At 62.5% G+C, this 17,572-nt stretch carries 19 protein-coding genes; 6 read left to right on the forward strand and 13 right to left on the reverse strand.

The window, feature by feature from the left end:
- Positions 1-74: 74 nt before the first annotated feature.
- The 11 genes from CXK96_RS05695 to CXK96_RS05745 all read right to left on the reverse strand — a co-directional run bounded on the left by CXK96_RS05695 (position 75) and on the right by CXK96_RS05745 (position 9,524).
- Positions 75-1,568, reverse strand: a complete 1,494-nt coding sequence (locus CXK96_RS05695; RefSeq protein WP_102835535.1) for a nitrite reductase — start codon at positions 1,566-1,568, stop codon at positions 75-77.
- A complete protein-coding gene (cobA, locus tag CXK96_RS05700; RefSeq protein WP_102835536.1) occupies positions 1,559-2,404 on the reverse strand; it encodes a uroporphyrinogen-III C-methyltransferase in 846 nt (281 codons plus the stop codon). Before cobA ends, CXK96_RS05695 begins: the two co-directional genes overlap by 10 nt.
- Positions 2,405-2,469: 65 nt before the next feature.
- Positions 2,470-3,657 carry a heme d1 biosynthesis radical SAM protein NirJ gene (gene nirJ / locus CXK96_RS05705; protein WP_102835537.1) on the reverse strand — a complete coding sequence of 396 codons (1,188 nt, stop codon included), beginning with the start codon at positions 3,655-3,657 and terminating at the stop codon, positions 2,470-2,472.
- 362 nt (positions 3,658-4,019) lie between these two features.
- Positions 4,020-4,532, reverse strand: coding sequence for an Lrp/AsnC family transcriptional regulator (locus CXK96_RS05710; protein WP_102835538.1), 513 nt, complete (start codon positions 4,530-4,532; stop codon positions 4,020-4,022).
- Positions 4,507-4,950, reverse strand: coding sequence for an Lrp/AsnC family transcriptional regulator (locus CXK96_RS05715; protein ID WP_102835539.1), 444 nt, complete (start codon positions 4,948-4,950; stop codon positions 4,507-4,509). Before CXK96_RS05715 ends, CXK96_RS05710 begins: the two co-directional genes overlap by 26 nt.
- Positions 4,943-5,458, reverse strand: coding sequence for an Lrp/AsnC family transcriptional regulator (locus CXK96_RS05720; protein ID WP_102835540.1), 516 nt, complete (start codon positions 5,456-5,458; stop codon positions 4,943-4,945). The genes CXK96_RS05715 and CXK96_RS05720 overlap by 8 nt, the downstream gene beginning before the upstream one ends.
- Entirely contained in the window at positions 5,455-5,913 is a 459-nt protein-coding gene (locus CXK96_RS05725; RefSeq protein ID WP_102835541.1) for an Lrp/AsnC family transcriptional regulator, read from the reverse strand. Before CXK96_RS05725 ends, CXK96_RS05720 begins: the two co-directional genes overlap by 4 nt.
- A 1-nt stretch (position 5,914) precedes the next feature.
- A complete protein-coding gene (locus CXK96_RS05730; protein WP_102835542.1) occupies positions 5,915-7,093 on the reverse strand; it encodes a cytochrome D1 domain-containing protein in 1,179 nt (392 codons plus the stop codon).
- Positions 7,090-7,431: a c-type cytochrome gene (locus CXK96_RS05735; RefSeq protein ID WP_178114599.1), complete on the reverse strand. Its 342-nt coding sequence runs from the start codon at positions 7,429-7,431 to the stop codon at positions 7,090-7,092. The genes CXK96_RS05730 and CXK96_RS05735 overlap by 4 nt, the downstream gene beginning before the upstream one ends.
- A 16-nt stretch (positions 7,432-7,447) precedes the next feature.
- The gene (locus tag CXK96_RS05740) at positions 7,448-7,762 is read right to left on the reverse strand and encodes a c-type cytochrome (RefSeq protein WP_102835543.1); all 315 of its coding nucleotides are present in this window, start codon (positions 7,760-7,762) and stop codon (positions 7,448-7,450) included.
- A 52-nt stretch (positions 7,763-7,814) separates the two neighbouring features.
- On the reverse strand, positions 7,815-9,524 hold the full coding sequence (locus CXK96_RS05745; protein ID WP_234484523.1) for a nitrite reductase: 1,710 nt from the start codon (positions 9,522-9,524) through the stop codon (positions 7,815-7,817).
- Between the two features lie 354 nt (positions 9,525-9,878).
- Here CXK96_RS05745 and CXK96_RS05750 point away from each other — a divergent pair, with 354 nt between their 5' ends.
- From CXK96_RS05750 to CXK96_RS05775, 6 genes are all read left to right on the forward strand, one after another.
- The gene (locus CXK96_RS05750) at positions 9,879-10,685 is read left to right on the forward strand and encodes a CbbQ/NirQ/NorQ/GpvN family protein (RefSeq protein WP_102835544.1); all 807 of its coding nucleotides are present in this window, start codon (positions 9,879-9,881) and stop codon (positions 10,683-10,685) included.
- Positions 10,669-11,253, forward strand: a complete 585-nt coding sequence (locus CXK96_RS05755; RefSeq protein ID WP_102835545.1) for a cytochrome c oxidase subunit 3 — start codon at positions 10,669-10,671, stop codon at positions 11,251-11,253. Before CXK96_RS05750 ends, CXK96_RS05755 begins: the two co-directional genes overlap by 17 nt.
- A 10-nt stretch (positions 11,254-11,263) precedes the next feature.
- Complete coding sequence (locus tag CXK96_RS05760) at positions 11,264-11,515, forward strand: cytochrome C oxidase subunit IV family protein (protein ID WP_102835546.1); 252 nt, start codon at positions 11,264-11,266, stop codon at positions 11,513-11,515.
- A 454-nt stretch (positions 11,516-11,969) separates the two neighbouring features.
- Positions 11,970-12,410, forward strand: a complete 441-nt coding sequence (locus CXK96_RS05765) for a c-type cytochrome (RefSeq protein ID WP_102835547.1) — start codon at positions 11,970-11,972, stop codon at positions 12,408-12,410.
- Between the two features lie 3 nt (positions 12,411-12,413).
- Positions 12,414-13,841: a cbb3-type cytochrome c oxidase subunit I gene (locus CXK96_RS05770; RefSeq protein WP_102835548.1), complete on the forward strand. Its 1,428-nt coding sequence runs from the start codon at positions 12,414-12,416 to the stop codon at positions 13,839-13,841.
- 79 nt (positions 13,842-13,920) lie between these two features.
- Complete coding sequence (locus CXK96_RS05775; protein WP_102835549.1) at positions 13,921-15,765, forward strand: nitric oxide reductase activation protein NorD; 1,845 nt, start codon at positions 13,921-13,923, stop codon at positions 15,763-15,765.
- A 645-nt stretch (positions 15,766-16,410) separates the two neighbouring features.
- On the opposite strand, the gene CXK96_RS05780 is transcribed toward CXK96_RS05775, so the two are convergent.
- Positions 16,411-16,602 carry a DnrP protein gene (locus tag CXK96_RS05780; RefSeq protein ID WP_102835550.1) on the reverse strand — a complete coding sequence of 64 codons (192 nt, stop codon included), beginning with the start codon at positions 16,600-16,602 and terminating at the stop codon, positions 16,411-16,413.
- Between the two features lie 142 nt (positions 16,603-16,744).
- Positions 16,745-17,428 carry a Crp/Fnr family transcriptional regulator gene (locus CXK96_RS05785; protein WP_102835551.1) on the reverse strand — a complete coding sequence of 228 codons (684 nt, stop codon included), beginning with the start codon at positions 17,426-17,428 and terminating at the stop codon, positions 16,745-16,747.
- Between the last annotated feature and the right edge of the window lie 144 nt (positions 17,429-17,572).

Below are 17,572 nucleotides of genomic sequence, written 5' to 3' on the forward strand. Positions count from 1 at the left end.
AAGGGTTGATATGAAAGCAGTTTGGTATGAAAAAGGACAGCGGCTGGCTTCAGCCAACCGCCGATCTGCTGCTGTCAGTGCGAAGTGCCTTCGGCAAACTCGATCTTGTTGCCGACGTTGTATTTGCCGGACGGCTTGTTCATCGGGATGCGTTTGACCTCCTCCAGTGTTTTGGCGTCATAGACGATCAAGGCGCCATCGGTGTCCCAAACGCTGAGCAGGGCGTAGCGGCCGTCGTTGGTGAACTCGACATGGGCAGCATTCTTCCCGGGCATCGGCCGTAGCGTATGGGCGACCTCCAGGGTCTGCTTGTCGATCAGGTGCACGGCATCGTTGTTCGGGCCGAAAAACACGTCTGTCCAGGCATAGGGCGAGTTCAGGTGACTGCGCATGAAGAAGCCCGGCCCTTCGGTGGGGATTTCCTTGATCAGTTTCCAGCTCTGCAGATCGAGCACGGAGATCAGCCCCTTGCTCACGTTGGGTGTGGCGAACACCCAGTCGCCGCCGCGTTTCCAGTAGATGCCCGAGCCCAGGTGTGGCATGCCCGGCAGCGGGATATCGGTGACGGCCTTGCCGGTGTCCAGGTCGATGACCTGCCCACCGAGCGCCTTGCGCGAGGTGGCCAGCAGGTAGCGGTAATCCGGCGTGAACGAGAAGTCGTCGAGAAAGTCGGCCGCTTCGATGCGCCGTGGCTGGAAGTCGGGCTCGCCGGCGTAGGACAGTTCCCAGGCTTCCTTCACATCCTTCAGCGCCACCACGAAGCTGTCACGAGGTGGTGCGGTGTAAACGGCGCTGACCCGCGATTGGGTCCCGTCGGCAGCGACGGCAGGTATATGTTTGACCAGCGACAGATCGCGCGCATCCAGCAACACCAGATTGCCCGGCAGGTAATTGCCCACCAGTACCCAGCGGCCATCGTTGCTGACGGCGAGGTTGCGGGTGTTCAGCCCCGCGCGCACCTCGGCGATCATGGTCAGGTTGTGCAGGTCGTACACACTGATCCAGCCGTCACGCGAGGCGAAGTAGACGAAGCGGCCATCCGGCGAGAATTTCGGCCCGCCATGCAGCGCAAAGTGCGAAGGAAAATTAGCCAGCTCCTCGAAGCGATCACCGTCCAGCACGCGCACGTGATGATTGCCGGCCTCGACCACGACAAACAGGTTCAGCGGATCGGCGCCGTGCTGCGGTGTGCTCGGCAGCGCGGCGACGTCAGCGAGAATGCGGTGGCTGGCGCGAATGTCGTCGTCGCTCCAGGTCGGTGCTGTGGCGGCCGGCTGGTAGAGGTAGCTGACCAGCCCGTCTATCTGGGCGCTGCTCAGGCGGTCGCCAAACGCGGCCATCTGGCTGGCCGGACGACCGTTGTGGATCACCGCGCGCGCCTCATCGGGTTTGATTCGGCTGAGGCTCTCGGGCAGCAGTGCCGGCCCGGCGCCGCCTAAGCGGTTGACGCCATGGCAGCTCTGGCAGTGTTGTTCATAGAGCACGCCAGCCTGATCCAGCGACACGACTTCGGGTGCGGCCTGAACGGCGCCACAGAGGATGAGCAGGGCGAAGGGAATCAGTCGCATAGCGCCTCCAGAACGGCGGACTCAGAATTGTGCTCAGCACAGAGACGCGCCGGGAATTCCAGGGAATGATTCGCGAACAGGCCGACCACTTCACCAATCACAGTGAGCGTCGGTGGCTTCAATTGTTGTTCCTGTGCCATCGACGGCAGCTGTTTCAGCGTGCAGCGCACCACCCGTTGATCGGCTCGGGTGCCGTTGCCGATCAACGCGGCGGGGGTGTCGACCGGCAAGCCAGCGGCTATCAGGTTACGCGAGATTTCACCGAGGCTGGCTAGGCCCATGTAGAACACCAGGGTCTGCTTGCCCTCGACCAGGCTGTTCCAGGGCAGCTGCAGCGCGCCGTCTTCCTGCAGGTGACCGGTGATGAATTGGCAGGAATGCGCCAGGTCGCGGTGGGTCAGCGGAATTCCGGCGTAGGCGCTGCACCCGGCGGCCGCGGTCACCCCGGGAACCACCTGACCATTGATGCCATGCGCCAGCAGGTATTCGAGTTCTTCCGCGCCGCGGCCGAAGATGAACGGATCGCCGCCCTTGAGGCGCACTACGCGCAGGTTCTGCTGCGCCAGATCGACCAGCAGCTGGTTGATCTGTGGCTGCGGCAGGCTGTGGTAGCCGCTGGTCTTGCCGACGTAGTGGCGGACGCAGCGGGCCGGCAAGAGCTTCATCAGATCGTCGCTCACCAAGCGGTCGTAGACCACCGCGTCGGCCTGCTGCAGCAGGCTCCAGGCGCGCAGGGTGAGCAGGCCCGGATCGCCGGGGCCGGCGCCGACGAGGGCGACTTCGCCAGGGGCCAGCGTGGCGCCGAGTGCAGCGGGGAGAATGGTTGGCTGATCCATGCGAACTCCTGAAAATCTCATCGGACGGCGGTAGGTCTCGGGCGGCCTCGGGGCCGCGCTCGGTATCAAAGGGCGATGCTGGGGATGCGCTGCGGTTGCGGCAGGCCGATCTCCTGGTCACTGAGGTAGCAGCCAGGGTCTTCGCCCCAGAGGTTGCCCTCGGCCCAGGCGCGGGTACGGGTGTTGCCATTGCAGATCGACAGCCAGCGGCACTCGGCGCAGCGGCCTGTCACGGCACGTGGGTGCTGGCGCAGCTCGGTGAGCAGCGGCTCGGGCTGGTCAAGCCACAGCTCGCGAAACGACTGCCGGCGCACATTGCCGACGGTGTGTTGCCACCAGTAGGTATCGGGATGCACATCGCCGATGTTGTCGATATTGGCGATGCCGCTGCCCGACGCGTTGCCGCCCCAGGCGCGCAGCATCCGCTCCAGGCGCTCGCGGTGCTCGGGCAGGCGGGCCTCGACCCACTGCAGCAGGAGCACCGCGTCGGCGTCGTTGTTGCCGCTGACGAAATCGGTCTCGCGGCCGTGCTGCACGTCGTCCCAAGCCTGCTCGAACAGCTGGTACATGGCGTCGCGGGTCATCTGGTGATGCGCATCGGCCTTGCGGCTGCGGCTGCGTTTGCCGCGGCCGCTGTAGTTGAGGTGTGAAAGGTAGAACTTCTGTACATCGTGTTCGCGCATCAGCGCCAGGAGGGCCGGCAGCTGCGGGTAGTTGTTCTGGGTCAGGGTGGTGCGCAGGCCGACGCGAATGCCGTGCCCGCGGCACAGATCGATGGCGTGCATGGACGCGGCAAAGCTGCCCTTGAGCTGGCGCCAGTCGTCATGCACCGCTTCCAGGCCGTCGATGCTGATGCCGACGTAGTCATACTTCGCGGCGGCGATCTGCTCGATGTTCTGCTCGTCGATCAGCGTGCCGTTGGTCGACAGTGCAACGAAGAAGCCGCGCTGGCGCGCGTACTCGGACAGCTCGAAGATGTCGTCGCGCAGCAGCGGTTCGCCGCCGGAAAGGATCAGTACGCGGACACCGGCTTCGTGCAGATCGTCGATGACCTTGAGGGCTTCGGTGGTGTCCAGCTCGTCGCGAAATACGCTGTCGGCGGAGGTGGCGTAGCAGTGCTTGCAGGTCAGGTTACAGCGCCGCAGCAGGTTCCAGATCACCACCGGCGGCCGTGCGCCACCGGTGCTGCGTGCGCCCAGTACCGGCATGGCGGGCCGGGCGAGGGCACGCAGGTAATGGCTGATTCTCAACATGTGCTTTCTCCTGCCGCATCACGCTTGGTTGCGCGGTCTGTGGATGCAGCATCCCCGAGCGACACTCGCCAATCCTTGACTGGAAACAATAAAAGCCATGGTCCTGGCAGGGGTATGCACCGCTTGTTCGAAAGCGAGCTGTTTCTGGCTGTCTTCACAAAGCAAACGTCTGCTCATCAACCGCGGTAGAGGCCAGAAAGCCGTCCCCAGGAACCTCAATGATGCGCAGATGAGCATTACCGATACTGTCGTGAGTCCGGGCATTTCGTAGGGTGGGCTTCAGCCCACCAGCACAGCACATGGTGACGGTGGGCTGAAGCGGAGCGCCGCCCGGCCCACCCTACAGGGGCACGCGCGTCGCCCTAGCGACGACTGCTGACACGCAGTCCGGTTTTCTTGAGGATGCGGCTGCTGACCAGCATTTCATCGGCGCGGCAGGCGCTGCCGAGCAGCTCACGGATCTCGGCGCGATAGACGTCGATCTCCTCGGCACTGCGTCCATGCACCATGGCAAACAGGTTGTAGTGCCAGCCTTCCTGGCGCGGGCGACGGTAGCAATGGCTGACGAAGGGTTGCGCGCCGATCAGCGGACCAAGGCGGGCAATTTCGGCATCGTCCACGTCCCAGACGGTCATGCCGTTGTGCCGGTAGCCGAGGCGGTAATGGTTGGGCACGGCGGCGATGCGGCGGATTGCACCCTCGGTCTGCAGCTGCTGCAGGAGCTCAAGGGTGGCGTCAGCACTGATCTCCAATCGCTCGGCCAGCCAGCCCCAGGGATCCTCGACCAGCGGCAGACCGCCCTCGGTGAGCGCAACCAGGCGTTGGGCTAGCTCGTCCCGCTCGGAGGAGTCAAACGGCGAAGTGCAAGCCGACATGGTAAGTCTCCTCCTTGGGCAGGTTAAGCACCGGCAGGCTGGTCTGCGCTTCGATCCGCGCAATGGTGTCGGCGATGCCTTGCGGGGTGGCGCAGCCAAGCACGAACCACATGTTCCAGGCGTGTTCGCGGCGGTAGTTGTGCGCCACTTCAGGCATCGCTGCCAGCAGTTCGGCGACCGTATCGAAACGATCTTCGGGCACCGACAATGCAGCGAGAGTGAAGGCGCCGCCCAGTCGCTCGATGTCGAACATCGGCCCGAAGCGGGTCAGCGTGCCATCGTCGAGCAGGGCCTGGACGCGCTCGCGCAGCGTCTGCGGGCCTGCGCCCAGCTCCTCGGCCAGTTCCTGCCACGGATGACGGACCAGCGGCAGGCCATGCTGAAGACGATTGATCAGGCGGCGGTCCAGCTCATCCATGGGCGCGCTCCAGCGCGGCGGGCGGTGCGTAGCGGCCGCCACACTGCTTGAAGGCGCGGGTGCTGAACAGCAGTTGATGCGGTACATCACTGAGCCCGCGCTCGGCGAGCATCTCGTCGATCAGGCGGCACACCTGCTCGCGTTCGCGGCCGTGAACCATGCAGAACAGGTTGTAAGGCCAGTCAGGCAGTCGCCGCGGGCGTTGGTAACAGAGGTTCACGCCTGCGGCCTGGCCAAGTTTGCGGCCGACCTCATCGACCTGATCATCAGGAATGTTCATCACCAGCATGGCGTTGGCGCGAAAGCCCATGGCGCGGTGCTTGAGCACCAGGCCCACGCGGCGAAACAGTCCGCTCTCGCTCCAGCGGCGGACCTGATCAAGCACCGCCTCCTCACTGGCGCCGATGCGCTCGGCCAGCACCTGATAGGGCCGCGCGGCCAGCGGCAGGCCAGCTTCGAGCAGGCGCCGCAGCTGCAGTGCCTGCAAATCGTTGAGGAGTGACGTCATGGCGTATCTCCAATCGGAAAGCCGAGGTCGATGCGGTAGGCCGCCTGCATGGGCAGGTCGAGGGGGACAAGCCCGGTTTGCGCTTCGATTGCAGCTAGAAGCGCGTCGATGTGCTGACGATCCGGCCCGGTGAGTACGAACCAGAGGTTGTAGCGGTGTTCACGCAGGTAGTTGTGATTGACCTCGGGGTAGCTGTTGATCAGTTCCGCAATCTGTTCGAGCTGTGCTTCCGGCACGGCCAGCGCCACCAGGGTGCTGGCACCGGCGCGGCTGTGTTCGAACACCGGGCCGATGCGCGAGAGGCCGCCGCTGCTTTCCAGGTTTTCAAGGCAGGCCAGTACCTGGTCTTCGCTGCATTCGAGGGCATCGGCCATGGCGCGGTAGGGTTCGGCGCACAGCGGCATACCGTGCTGGAAGCGGTCGATCAAGCGGCGGCTGAGAGCATCGATATGCATGTCACAACCCCGTCTCGTGCGCGCGGCTGGTGAAGAAGATGCCGCTCGGACTGTCGGCCGGCAGGCGCTTGAGCAGCTTCAGCGTGTAAGGGTCCCAGACCTGCACCTCGTTGCCGTCGCGTACCGACAGCCAGAGCTGGTCGCCGCGGGCGGTGAATTCCATGTGCAGTACGGCGGGGCCGGGTTCCAGCTGAGCGATGATCTCGTGGGTCTCGCTGTCGATGACCTGGACCTTGCCGTTGTCGGGGTGGGCAAAGTTGACCCAGATCTGCCGGGCGTCTGGGCGTGCCATGACAAACACCGGCTGGCCGGCGACATCGATGGCGTCGGTCTGCTTCCAGCTTTGCGAATCCATCACCAAGACCTGGTGATGGCCGATGGCGGGGACAAAGGTCTGATTGCCGGCGACCGTCCAGCCTTCCAGATGCGGCATCTTATAGACCGGCAGTTTCTCCTCACCGCGGCCGTAACCGTCGATGATCCGCTCGACACCACGGTCGGGGTGCCAGAGGTCAATCTTGGCCATGCCGTCCTCGCCGAACAGGCCGGCGATGTAGTAGCGACCATCGGGAGTCAGCAGACCGTCGTAGGGCTGCTTGCCGATGTTCTCGAAACGGGTGATCTCGGGGCTGTTGCCTTGGCTGAAGTCCAGCAGCCAGGTTTCATGGGTGTCGAACAGGCTGTAGATGAAGCGGCGGCCGGGGGCGTCGATGACACCGACCACCCGCGAGTTGCGGCTGCCATCGGCCAGCGGCGTGGCGGGAACATCGGCCACCAGCTCAAGGGTGTCGGCGTCGAATACCTTGACGCCGCCGGGTTCGTAATTGCCGACGGCAATCAGCTTGCCGTCCTGGCTGATGGCGCCGCCGATGCTGTTGCCACCCTGGATGACGCGTTTGTCGATGCGCTGGCGCAGCAGGTCGACCTTGGTCAGACCACCATCACGGCCAAAGACATAGGCGAAGCGTTCATCGCGGGAAAACACCACCGAGGCGTGGGACAGATCACCCAGGCCTTCGACGCGCGCCAGCCGTGTCTGGCCGCTGCTTTCGATGATCTGCAGGGCGCCGGTGGCGCGCTCCACCACCACGCCCATGTCACCGGTGCCGCGCGGCGGTTGCCCGGCACAGGCACTAAGCAGCAGGCTGGCAGCGGCCAGCAACAGGGTAGGACGCATCATGGCTTTGGGTATCCTTTGCGCAGTAGGTCAACCAGCCAGGCGATGTCCTGATCGTCGAGCAGGGCATTCCAGCCGGGCATGGCGGTGCCGGGCCGTCCGTGGGTCACGGTGGCGATCAGAGCGTCGCGGGGTTTGTCGGCGATGGCGTCGCGGGTCAGTGCCGGGCCAAGGCCGCCGGTCATACGCAGGCCGTGGCAGGAGCCGCAGTCCTGCACCAGCAGGTGTTCGAGCTGAGCCTGGCGAGCGGCTGTAGGCGTATCGGCCAGGGCAGCGGAAAAGGGGAGGAGGGACACCAGAGTGAGCCCCAAACCGAATACTGCGTGTCGGGACCTGATCATGATGCCCTCCTGGGTGTTACTTGAGGCTCAGAACCCACTCAGCGAGGGTTTTGGCTTCTTCTTCGGTGACGGGGTTTGGCGGCATCGGGATCGGACCCCAGTTACCCTGGGTGCCGTTCTTGATGTGGCCGGCGAGCAGATCGGCAGCGCCATCCTGACCGGCGTATTTGGCGGCGACTTCTTTCAGAGCCGGGCCGACCATTTTGGCGTCGATGCTGTGGCAGGCCGCGCAGGGCTTGCTCTTGAACAGCGCTTCACCGTCCTGAGCCACGGCGGGCTGCAGGACCATCGCGCCGCCGAGGGCGAGCAGTGGGATGAGAACTTTTTTCATGAGTTACTTCCTCAAGGCTAGAGGGGGATCTTGGCGTCCCCCCCGGTTTTACTCAGTACACGTCGTGCTGAGTGTTATGGACGTTAAATTTACCGGTTGGGGTAATCAACCTTTTGTCCTTGATCACCTTTTTCAGCTTTAACGTCTTGTCATCGACCACGACGATAGCTGATTGCTCGTCCTGGCCACTCCAGACAGAGAACCAGACCTCGTCGCCCGCTTCGTTGTACTCCGGTTGCACGACGCGCTTGGCACCGTCTGTCACTCCGGCCCATTCGGCGATTGGCAACACGGTAAAGCCTGCGCCTAGATCGTCGATGTTAAAGACGGCTGCCGACTGGCTGATCTTGGCGTCCGGGTTGAAGGTGGTGTCCAGGTAGATGTGGTTGGACTTCGGATGGGTCTTGATGAACAGCGAGCCGCCGCCTTGACCCTTCAACGTCTCGACCACTTTCCAGGCCTGATCGGGATGCTTGTCTGGGTCAGTGCCGATCAGCGAAATGGTTTCATCGCCCAGGTGGCTGGTTGCCCAGACCGGGCCGAATTTCGGATGGACAAAGTTGGCGCCGCGACCTGGGTGTGGGATTTTGCCCACATCGACCAGTGCCGCCATCTTGCGCTCTTTCGAGTCGATTACCGCCACCTTGTTCGAGTTGTTCGCCGCCGTCATGAAGTAGCGATGGCTGACGTCCCAGCCGCCGTCATGCAGGAACGGCGCGGTGCCGATCATGGTGGTAGTGAGGTTGTCGATGTCCTCATAGTTGACCAGCAGCACCTTGCCGGTTTCCTTGACGTTAACGATGAACTCCGGGTGCTCGTGGGAGGCGATGATCGCCGCCACGCGCGGTTCCGGATGGTATTCCTGGGTGCCCACGGTCATGCCGCGGGTGGAGACGATCTGCAGCGGCTCGAGGGTTTCGCCGTCCATGATGGTGTATTGCGGCGGCCAGTAGTCGCCAGCAATCACGTACTTGTCTTCGTAGCCCTCGAACTTGGAGGTTTCGACCGAGCGGGCTTCGATACCCACCTTGATTTCCGCGACCTTCAGCGGCTCCTTGGCCCAGAGGTCGATCATGTCGATCTTGGCATCGCGACCGATCACGAACAGGTAACGGCCGGAGGCGGACATGCGCGAGATGTGCACCGCATAGCCGGTGTCGATGGTCTTGATGATTTCTTTGCTCTTGCCGTCGATCAGCGCAATCTTGCCGTCGTCACGCAGGGTGACCGAGAACAGGTTGGGCAGATCCAGCTTGTTCATCTGCTTCTTCGGCCGGTCTTCCGGCTTGACCAGCACCTTCCAGGAATCCTTCATCTCGACCATCCCCCACTCTGGCGGGGTCGGCGGAGTGTGCTGGATGTACTTGGCCATCAGCGTGATTTCGTCTTTGCTCAGCGCGTTGGAGGTGCCCCAGTTGGGCATGCCGGCGGGGGAGCCGTAAGTGATTAACGCCTCGAGATAGGCCTGTCCACGCTCCTGGGTAATGTCCGGGGTCAGTGCCTTGCCGGTGGCGCCCTTGCGCAGTACACCGTGGCAGCCGGCGCAGCGCTGGAAATAGATCTCTTTGGCCTGCTCGAATTCGGCGGCGTTCAGGTCGGGAGCACCGGGCGAATGGACCACCTGGGCGCTGGCCGGATCGATAGCGGAGGCTTGGCCCTTGTAGGCGGCATCGGCGTTTTCTGGATTCATCGCAGCCTGGGCAACTGCCAGGCCGAGCAGTGAAAAGCCGGCAATGATGCCCGCCAGTATGGGTTTGCTCATAGTGATCTCCTCTGACCGCTTCGTGCGGTTCCTGCTAGTAACGGCGATGTGGCAGTTCCCGGGTCTTGCTGTGTGCGCTTGCATCCTATGGTGGGCTTTGCACGAAGGCGCTTGATGGCAATCAAGAGTCGATCCGGGATGGGCCAGGCGTGACGTCGTGTCGCGGGGAGCGCAAGAAAGCCGATCCTGGTGAGAAAAAGCGCAGTCAGAACGGGCCGTTCGGAGGCGTGCGGTCGTCCATTTCGAGTCGGGCTTGACCGTAATCAAGCTTCGCCGCGGGTTGGCTTGAGAGGGAGCGGTGCGGCGTTTAGCGTGGCAGTGGACAAATCCAACCGCTGCAGTGAGGTATTGCCAATGAGCGCGCCCGAAAATGTTGTCGGCTTGACGACTGCCCCGTTCTATCAGTCGCTAGGCAACGAAGAGGTGCTCTTCGAACAGGCCTGGCGGCACGGCATGCCGGTGCTGATCAAGGGGCCGACCGGCTGCGGCAAGACCCGATTCGTGCAGCACATGGCGCATCGGCTAAACCTGCCGCTGTACACCGTGGCCTGTCACGATGATCTGAGCGCCGCGGATCTGGTAGGGCGGCATTTGATCGGCACTCAGGGCACCTGGTGGCAAGACGGCCCGCTGACCCGCGCCGTGCGTGAGGGCGGTATCTGCTACCTGGACGAAGTGGTGGAGGCACGGCAGGATACCGCCGTGGTGCTTCACCCGCTGGCGGATGACCGCCGCGAGCTGTTCATCGAACGTACCGGCGAGGCTTTGAAAGCGCCGCCGGGCTTCATGCTGGTGGTGAGCTACAACCCGGGTTACCAGAATCTGCTCAAGGGCATGAAGCCGAGCACCCGGCAGCGTTTCGTCGCCATGCGTTTCGACTATCCACCGGCAGCCGAGGAGCAGCGTATCGTTGCCAATGAGGCGCAGGTCGATGCCGCGCTGGCAGCACAGGTGGTCAAGCTTGGGCAGGCGTTGCGCCGGCTCGAGCAGCACGATCTGGAAGAAGTTGCCTCGACCCGTCTGCTGATCTTCACCGCCAGAATGATCCGCTCGGGCATGAGCCCGCGCGAGGCCTGCATGGCTTGCCTGGCCGAGCCGCTGTCGGATGACCCGCAGACCGTCGCGGCGCTGATGGATGTGGTCGATGTCCATTTCGGTTGATCGCACCAGCCTCTCCCGGCGATTGCCCGGTGATCTGGCGATGTGGTTCTTCATCCTCGCCGAGTTGACCGTCTTCGCCATCCTGATCCTGGCGTTCGCGGTAGCTCAAGTGCTCCATCCAGAGTTGTTTCGTGAAAGCCGTGCGGCGCTGGACAGCTCGATCGGGCTGGCACTGACCCTCAGCCTGCTGACCTCCGGTCTGCTGGCCGCCCTGGCCGTGGAGCAGGTGCGCCTGGCGCGGCCGCAGCGCGGGGCATTGCTATTGCTCGGCGCGCTGCTGATCTCCTGTGTCTACGTAGTGCTCAAGCTCAACGAGTACGGCCATCTGTCATCGCTCGGGCTGGGGCTCGAGCACAACACTTTCTTCACCCTGTACTGGATCCTTACTGGCTTTCACTTCCTACATGTGTTGCTGGGGCTGGTCATCCTCGGCTGGATGGCCGAACGCTGTCGTCGGCGCGCCTACAGTGCGCAGGACTGTGCGGGGCTGGAATCAGGGGTGCTCTACTGGCACATGGTGGATATGGTCTGGGTGCTGCTGTTCCCGCTGGTCTACGTCATCAACTGAGGAGGCCGAGATGTCCGCTTCAAAGGTGCTGATCGGGTGTTGGCTGGCGCTGGCCGTTCTGTCCACGGCCACCGTATTGCTGGGGAACGCCGGCTCGACGTTGTTGCTCGCTGGCGCCGTGCTGGCTGTCGCGCTGGTCAAGGCCTGGGTGATCACAGAAGGATTCATGGAGCTGCGCCATGCGCCACCCATGTGGCGTTTGCTGTTGTTTGGCTGGCCGCTGGCGATGGCTGGCGGGATTCTATTGGCGATGAGCTTCTGATGGCTAGGTAGCCGGCGGCACCGTAGATGCACGCCGGCTCTCAGCAAAGCGCCAGCCCAAAAAGCAAAGCACCGGAACGCTGCGTCACGCCGTGATGGAGAGCCCGATCGTAGGGTGGATCACGTTTCATCGATCCACCGAACCTGAGCTCGGTGGATGTAAAAAGCGACTCCACCCTACTGTGCTCGCGGTATAGCGGTTGGTGGGCTTCAACCCACCAACACAGCACTGGCAGCCGCCTTTCCCGCCGCATTTTCATCCAGATCCGATCCAATCCCTACCCGCCGTTTTGCCTGGCTATCGGTAAATCCCGACTGCAAGCCTGCGGCCGACGCTAACGGTTCGGGCCTGCGAAAGACCAAGTGTTGCGTTCAGGTTTTTCTTGATTGCCATCAAGCAGGTTTCGATAGCTCCCTTCTTAAACTGGCCACGCCAACGCCATGAGGAGGCGACCATGTCCGAGACCTTTACCAAGGGAATGGCCAGAAACATCTACTTCGGGGGAAGCGTGTTCTTCCTCCTGGTATTTCTGGGCCTGACCTATCACACAGAGCAGACCTTTCCAGAGCGATCCAACGAGTCGGAAATCTCCGAAGCAGTGGTGCGAGGCAAAGCGGTCTGGGAAAACAACAACTGCATCGGCTGCCACAGCCTGCTCGGCGAAGGTGCCTACTTCGCGCCGGAACTGGGCAACGTCTTCGTCCGTCGCGGTGAGGATGCGGCCTTCAAGCCCTTCCTGCAGGCGTGGATGAAAGCTCAGCCGCTGGGCGTGCCCGGACGCAGGTCGATGCCTCAGTTCAATCTGAGCGAGCAGGAAGTCGACGATATGGCCGAATTCCTCAAGTGGACCTCGAAGATCGATACCAACAACTGGCCGCCAAACAGGGAGGGCTGAGAGATGAGCATCATGAATCCGCATCTCAAGTTTCAATCGCAGGCCGTCGCCAAACCCTACTTCGTGTTTGCGCTGATGCTCTTCGTGGGCCAGATCCTGTTCGGTCTGATCATGGGGCTGCAGTACGTCGTCGGTGACTTCCTGTTCCCGCTGCTGCCCTTCAACGTGGCACGGATGGTTCACACCAACCTGCTGATCGTCTGGCTGTTGTTCGGCTTCATGGGCGCGGCCTACTACCTCATCCCCGAGGAAGCGGACCGCGAGCTGCACAGCCCGAAACTGGCCATCATCCTGTTCTGGGTGTTCGCCGCCGCCGGCGTGCTGACCATTCTCGGCTACCTGTTCGTGCCCTATGCCGGGCTGGCGGAAATGACCAAGAACGAACTGCTGCCGACCATGGGCCGTGAGTTCCTGGAGCAACCGACGATCACCAAGATCGGCATCGTGGTGGTGGCCCTGGGCTTCCTCTACAACGTCGGCATGACCCTGCTCAAAGGCCGCAAGACCGCCATCAGCATGGTCATGATGACGGGGCTGATCGGCCTGGCCGTGTTCTTCCTGTTCTCCTTCTACAACCCTGAAAACCTGGCACGCGACAAGTACTACTGGTGGTTCGTGGTGCACCTGTGGGTGGAAGGCGTGTGGGAGCTGATCATGGGTTCGATGCTGGCCTTCGTTCTGATCAAGATCACCGGCGTCGACCGCGAAGTGATCGAGAAGTGGCTCTACGTGATCATCGCCATGGCCCTGATCACCGGCATCATCGGTACCGGTCACCACTTCTTCTGGATCGGTGCGCCTGAGGTGTGGTTGTGGCTGGGCTCGATCTTCTCTGCCCTCGAGCCGCTGCCGTTCTTCGCCATGGTGCTGTTCTCGCTGAACATGGTGAACCGTCGCCGTCGTCAGCATCCGAACAAGGCAGCTTCGCTCTGGGCCATCGGCACGACCGTCACCGCGTTCCTCGGGGCTGGCGTGTGGGGCTTCCTGCACACCCTGGCACCGGTCAACTACTACACCCACGGTTCGCAGATCACCGCTGCCCACGGCCACCTGGCTTTCTACGGCGCCTACGCCATGATCGTCATGACCATGATCAGCTACGCCATGCCGCGCTTGCGGGGCCTGGGTGAAGCACCGGATGCGCGGGCTCAACGCATCGAGATCTGGGGCTTCTGGCTGATGACTCTGTCGATGGTGGCGATCACCCTGTTCCTTACCGCTGCTGGCGTGGTTCAGGTCTGGTTGCAGCGTATCCCGGCTGATGGCGCGGCAATGTCCTTCATGAACACCGCTGACCAACTGGCCGTGTTCTTCTGGCTGCGGCTGATCGCTGGGGTGTTTTTCCTCATCGGGCTGGTGCTCTACCTCTGCAGCTTCAGGCAGCGTGGGCGGGTAACCGCTGATGTGCCCGCGGCCGCGGTTGCGGCCTGAGGCAAGGCACCGATGTAACTGACGGCCCGGCTGACACAGCGGGCCGTTGCTGTTTTCAAACCGCTACGGAGCGATCGTCATGGCCTTTACCATCGAAGTCGAAGAGTGGGTCGGCAGTGTCTGGCACCGTTTCATCACCCGCCGCGCCAGCCCGGACTTTCCCGACGCCAGCGTTTCGTTGGAAAGCATGCAACGGCCACTGTCGGTGCTGTTTCGCGCCATGGGCGGTGCCAGCGGTATTGGTGTCGAAGCGGCCAACGCGCGCGATCTGATGCTGCGTCGGACGCTGCTCCAACAGGTTGCCGGTACCTGCAAACAGCTGCCGGTCGCCTGGTGCGATGCCAGCAACCTGCGGCTGCCACAAAACCTTGCGGTCTACCCCGACGTTTCACTCAACCAGGATCTCTATCGCTGGCTGGCGCTGCTTGCGGCGCAGGCTGGCGAGATGCGCCATTGGGCGCGTGACAACCAACGCTGGACGCAGGTCATCCTCGAGCGTTTTCCGGCCATGCAGCCTCGCTACGCGCGCTTGGTCGAGGCGCATCTGCAGCTGCGCCCCGACCCGGATACGCTGCCCCGCGCGGAGGGTGCGCTGGAGCGTGCCATCTGCCAGGCCCTGCGGGAGCCGGGCAGTGTTCAGCAATTTCCGCGTAGCGAAGTGGCCCCCTGGCCGCTGCCCATGTGGCTGTACCCGGCGGAAAATCTCGGCGTGCCGCAGGCCACCGAACTCGCTGAAGAAGATCAGGACAACAACCTGCAGGCCCCGCCTACCGAGCAGAAGGGCATGCGCAAGCGCGCCAAGCGTGTCGAGGACAGCACCAGCAAGGGCGGCCTGATGCTGTTCCGTCTGGAAAACCTGTTCAGCTGGTCCGAGCATGTCGAGCTTGATCGTCAGGGTGACGACAGCGAAAACGAGGACGCTTCCCGCGTCGCCGAGGACCTCGACGAGATTGCCATGTCGCGTCAGCGCATGCGCAAGGGCGGCGGCCTCAAACTGCATCTCGATCTTCCGCCCGCGGACGTCGATGACATTCCGCTGGGCGATGGCATCAAACTGCCTGAATGGGATTACCGCAAACAGCACATGCAGGAGAACTTCGTCAGCCTGCAGATGATGCTGCCGCGAGGCTCCGAACCCATGGGCCTGCCGCTGCGGCTGAGCCCGCTGGCGCGCAAGCTGCGCCGGCAGTTCGAACACCTGCGAAATGATCGGCAATGGCTGCGCGGTCAGCCCCAGGGCTCGGAGCTGGACATGCAGGCCTGGTTGGACTTTCACGTCGAGCGTCAGCATGGCCAATGCGCCGAACGTGGGTTGTTCATGGAACAGCGGCAGAATCGTCGCGACCTGGCGTGCCTGCTGCTGGCCGACCTGTCGATGTCCACCGACGCGCACCTGGACGACGAGCACAAGGTGATCGACGTGATCACCGACAGCCTGCTGCTGTTCGGCGAAGCACTGTCTGCCGTAGGCGACGATTTCGCGCTGTATGGCTTTTCCTCGCTGCGTCGACAGCAGGTCCGCATGCAGGAACTCAAGAGCTTCAAGCAGCGTTATGGCGACGACACCCGCGGCCGGATCCAGGCGCTGAAACCCGGTTATTACACGCGCATGGGCGCAGCCATTCGCCAAGCCACCGAGCTGCTCGGCAAGTGCAAGCAACGGCGCAAGTTGCTGCTGCTGGTCACCGACGGCAAGCCCAACGATCTGGATCTCTATGAGGGACGCTACGGCGTCGAGGACACCCGCCAAGCAGTGCTCGAGGCCCGGCGCCATGGCCTGCTGCCGTTCTGCATCACCATCGACCAGGAAGCCGGCGATTACCTGCCCTATATGTTCGGTGCCAACGGCTACACCCTGATCAAGGAGCCGCAGCAACTGCCGTTCCGCCTGCCGCAGTTGTATAAGCAGCTGACCCAGCCGTAGGGTAGATGTGGCCTTTCACATCCACCGTGACTGCACTCGGTGGATCGCAACACGGTGGACCGCCACCCCGTGGATCGGTGAGGCGTGATCCATCCTGCTAATCGGCTGGGGCAGATGGCGTGGCTACCGTAGCGTAAAACGGGCGGCGTTCCGTTTGCGCCCACAAGCCTTTGCGCCGCTTGATATCTCGCCGTTCACCTGCGGACATGGCCTGTTCATGCCGCGACATTGACGCAGTGTTCCGAGGCCATGTTGTTATAGGGCAGCTGTGTCGTTTGACTCTGACGTATTCACCGGTGGGCTGAAGCCCACCCTACGAAGTTATGGCGCGCCGTACTCTGGCTTGCCCGTTTGGGAAGGACGTTGCTTTGATGGACGCAAGCCCACTCTGCCGGATGGCCGAGCTATGCGGTCGGAGCACGCCGGCGGTTTTGTAGGGGGCTTCAGCGCACCAAGGCATCTATCGAGCGGCTGTTGCCCGCCAAGCTTGATGCCGCTATCCATTCTCCCGAAGCTGCCTCGGGGGACGGTGATTCCAAGGGTGGATGTCGCGCTTTACATCCACCACCACACCGCTCGGTGGATCGCTACCCGGTGAATCGCCACCCGGTAAATCGTTCAGGCGTGATCCACCCTACCAACGGCCTAGAACAGGTTGCGCGGCAGCCAGACGATCATCACCGCGCAGAACACCGCAAGACCGATACAGAACCAGAAGAATCTGTTTTGACGGCGATCCCCTGCGGTGTCGGCCAGGGCGGGTAGGGGCATGCCGCAGTTGCTGCATTCGGCTTCCTGCGGCGGATTGGGTTGCTGGCAATACAGGCATCTGGGCATGGCAGCGTCCTCTCTAGTTCACTTCCAGCTTGCCATGCACTGCTGCTGTTAGAGGTTGACGGTAATCAATGAGTTGCAAGAGGTTCGCGCCCCTGCATCAACTGCCCCCAAGGGGCTGGTGAGCAGGTGTATCGCTGGCGCGTTACTCGAAGGATTCGAGCCGTTGACGATCAAGGATGGTGATCTGCCGGCCTTCCTGGGTGATGATCTCCTCATCGATCAAGCGCCTGATGATCCGCGAGAATGTCTCCGGCTGGATCGACAGATGGCCGGCGATCAGCTGCTTGGCCATGGGCAACTCAAAGCTGCTGCCTTCATCCTTCAAGCGTGCCAGCTGAGTCATCAGATAGCGCACCACGCGGTGAGTGGCGTTCTTCAGCGAAAGGGTTTCGATTTCGTTGATGCGCTGGTGCAAGCGCACGCTGAGCTTGCCGAGCAGGGCGAAGGAAAGCTTCTGGTTCGCTTCCAGCAGGCGCATGTAGGCCGCATTGGAGAAGCGATAGACCTGCGTCGGACAGACAGCCTGGGCCGAGGCGACATAGTTGGGCGTGTCCATCAGCATCATCGCTTCGGCAAAGGTCTGGCGATTGCCGATCACCTCGAAGACTTTCTCCTGCCCGTCCGGGGTGAGGCGGTAGATTTTCACCGCGCCGGAAATCACGAAATAGAACGAATGCGCCGGTTCGCCCTGATGAAAAAGGTTGTCGCCCTTGTCCAGGTTGAGCAACTGACTTGCGCTCATCAGCTCGTCCATCTGTTCGTCGTTCAGGGGTTCGAACAGGTGGTGGCTGCGCAGAATCTGGTTGTGTACGCGGTGAAGCACCATGCAAGGCATCCTTAATTTCTAATAATTGAGTCGTCTGCAATCATGTTTGCAGAGCGGAACGGTACCTGCGCTCGAACAGGCAGGCCGAAGCTGCTTCGAGAGCGCAGTGAAAAGTCTTACAGAGCCTAGCCCAGATGCCATGGC

This window comes from Stutzerimonas stutzeri, assembly GCF_002890895.1.
GTDB classification, from domain to species: Bacteria; Pseudomonadota; Gammaproteobacteria; order Pseudomonadales; family Pseudomonadaceae; genus Stutzerimonas; species Stutzerimonas stutzeri_AB.

What these genes read in the sequence shown, in the direction of transcription:
- nirJ (WP_102835537.1), bottom strand. Translation starts at nt 3,657, where the DNA reads ATGTTGAGAATCAGCCATTACCTGCGTGCCCTCGCCCGGCCCGCCATG.
- CXK96_RS05745 (WP_234484523.1), bottom strand. Translation starts at nt 9,524, where the DNA reads ATGAGCAAACCCATACTGGCGGGCATCATTGCCGGCTTTTCACTGCTC.
- CXK96_RS05770 (WP_102835548.1), top strand. Translation starts at nt 12,414, where the DNA reads ATGAGCATCATGAATCCGCATCTCAAGTTTCAATCGCAGGCCGTCGCC.
- CXK96_RS05785 (WP_102835551.1), bottom strand. Translation starts at nt 17,428, where the DNA reads ATGGTGCTTCACCGCGTACACAACCAGATTCTGCGCAGCCACCACCTG.
- CXK96_RS05760 (WP_102835546.1), top strand. Translation starts at nt 11,264, where the DNA reads ATGTCCGCTTCAAAGGTGCTGATCGGGTGTTGGCTGGCGCTGGCCGTT.
- CXK96_RS05730 (WP_102835542.1), bottom strand. Translation starts at nt 7,093, where the DNA reads ATGATGCGTCCTACCCTGTTGCTGGCCGCTGCCAGCCTGCTGCTTAGT.
- CXK96_RS05755 (WP_102835545.1), top strand. Translation starts at nt 10,669, where the DNA reads ATGTCCATTTCGGTTGATCGCACCAGCCTCTCCCGGCGATTGCCCGGT.
- CXK96_RS05725 (WP_102835541.1), bottom strand. Translation starts at nt 5,913, where the DNA reads ATGCATATCGATGCTCTCAGCCGCCGCTTGATCGACCGCTTCCAGCAC.
- CXK96_RS05695 (WP_102835535.1), bottom strand. Translation starts at nt 1,568, where the DNA reads ATGCGACTGATTCCCTTCGCCCTGCTCATCCTCTGTGGCGCCGTTCAG.
- CXK96_RS05720 (WP_102835540.1), bottom strand. Translation starts at nt 5,458, where the DNA reads ATGACGTCACTCCTCAACGATTTGCAGGCACTGCAGCTGCGGCGCCTG.
- CXK96_RS05735 (WP_178114599.1), bottom strand. Translation starts at nt 7,431, where the DNA reads ATGATCAGGTCCCGACACGCAGTATTCGGTTTGGGGCTCACTCTGGTG.
- CXK96_RS05715 (WP_102835539.1), bottom strand. Translation starts at nt 4,950, where the DNA reads ATGGATGAGCTGGACCGCCGCCTGATCAATCGTCTTCAGCATGGCCTG.
- CXK96_RS05775 (WP_102835549.1), top strand. Translation starts at nt 13,921, where the DNA reads ATGGCCTTTACCATCGAAGTCGAAGAGTGGGTCGGCAGTGTCTGGCAC.
- cobA (WP_102835536.1), bottom strand. Translation starts at nt 2,404, where the DNA reads ATGGATCAGCCAACCATTCTCCCCGCTGCACTCGGCGCCACGCTGGCC.
- CXK96_RS05710 (WP_102835538.1), bottom strand. Translation starts at nt 4,532, where the DNA reads ATGTCGGCTTGCACTTCGCCGTTTGACTCCTCCGAGCGGGACGAGCTA.
- CXK96_RS05780 (WP_102835550.1), bottom strand. Translation starts at nt 16,602, where the DNA reads ATGCCCAGATGCCTGTATTGCCAGCAACCCAATCCGCCGCAGGAAGCC.
- CXK96_RS05750 (WP_102835544.1), top strand. Translation starts at nt 9,879, where the DNA reads ATGAGCGCGCCCGAAAATGTTGTCGGCTTGACGACTGCCCCGTTCTAT.
- CXK96_RS05740 (WP_102835543.1), bottom strand. Translation starts at nt 7,762, where the DNA reads ATGAAAAAAGTTCTCATCCCACTGCTCGCCCTCGGCGGCGCGATGGTC.
- CXK96_RS05765 (WP_102835547.1), top strand. Translation starts at nt 11,970, where the DNA reads ATGTCCGAGACCTTTACCAAGGGAATGGCCAGAAACATCTACTTCGGG.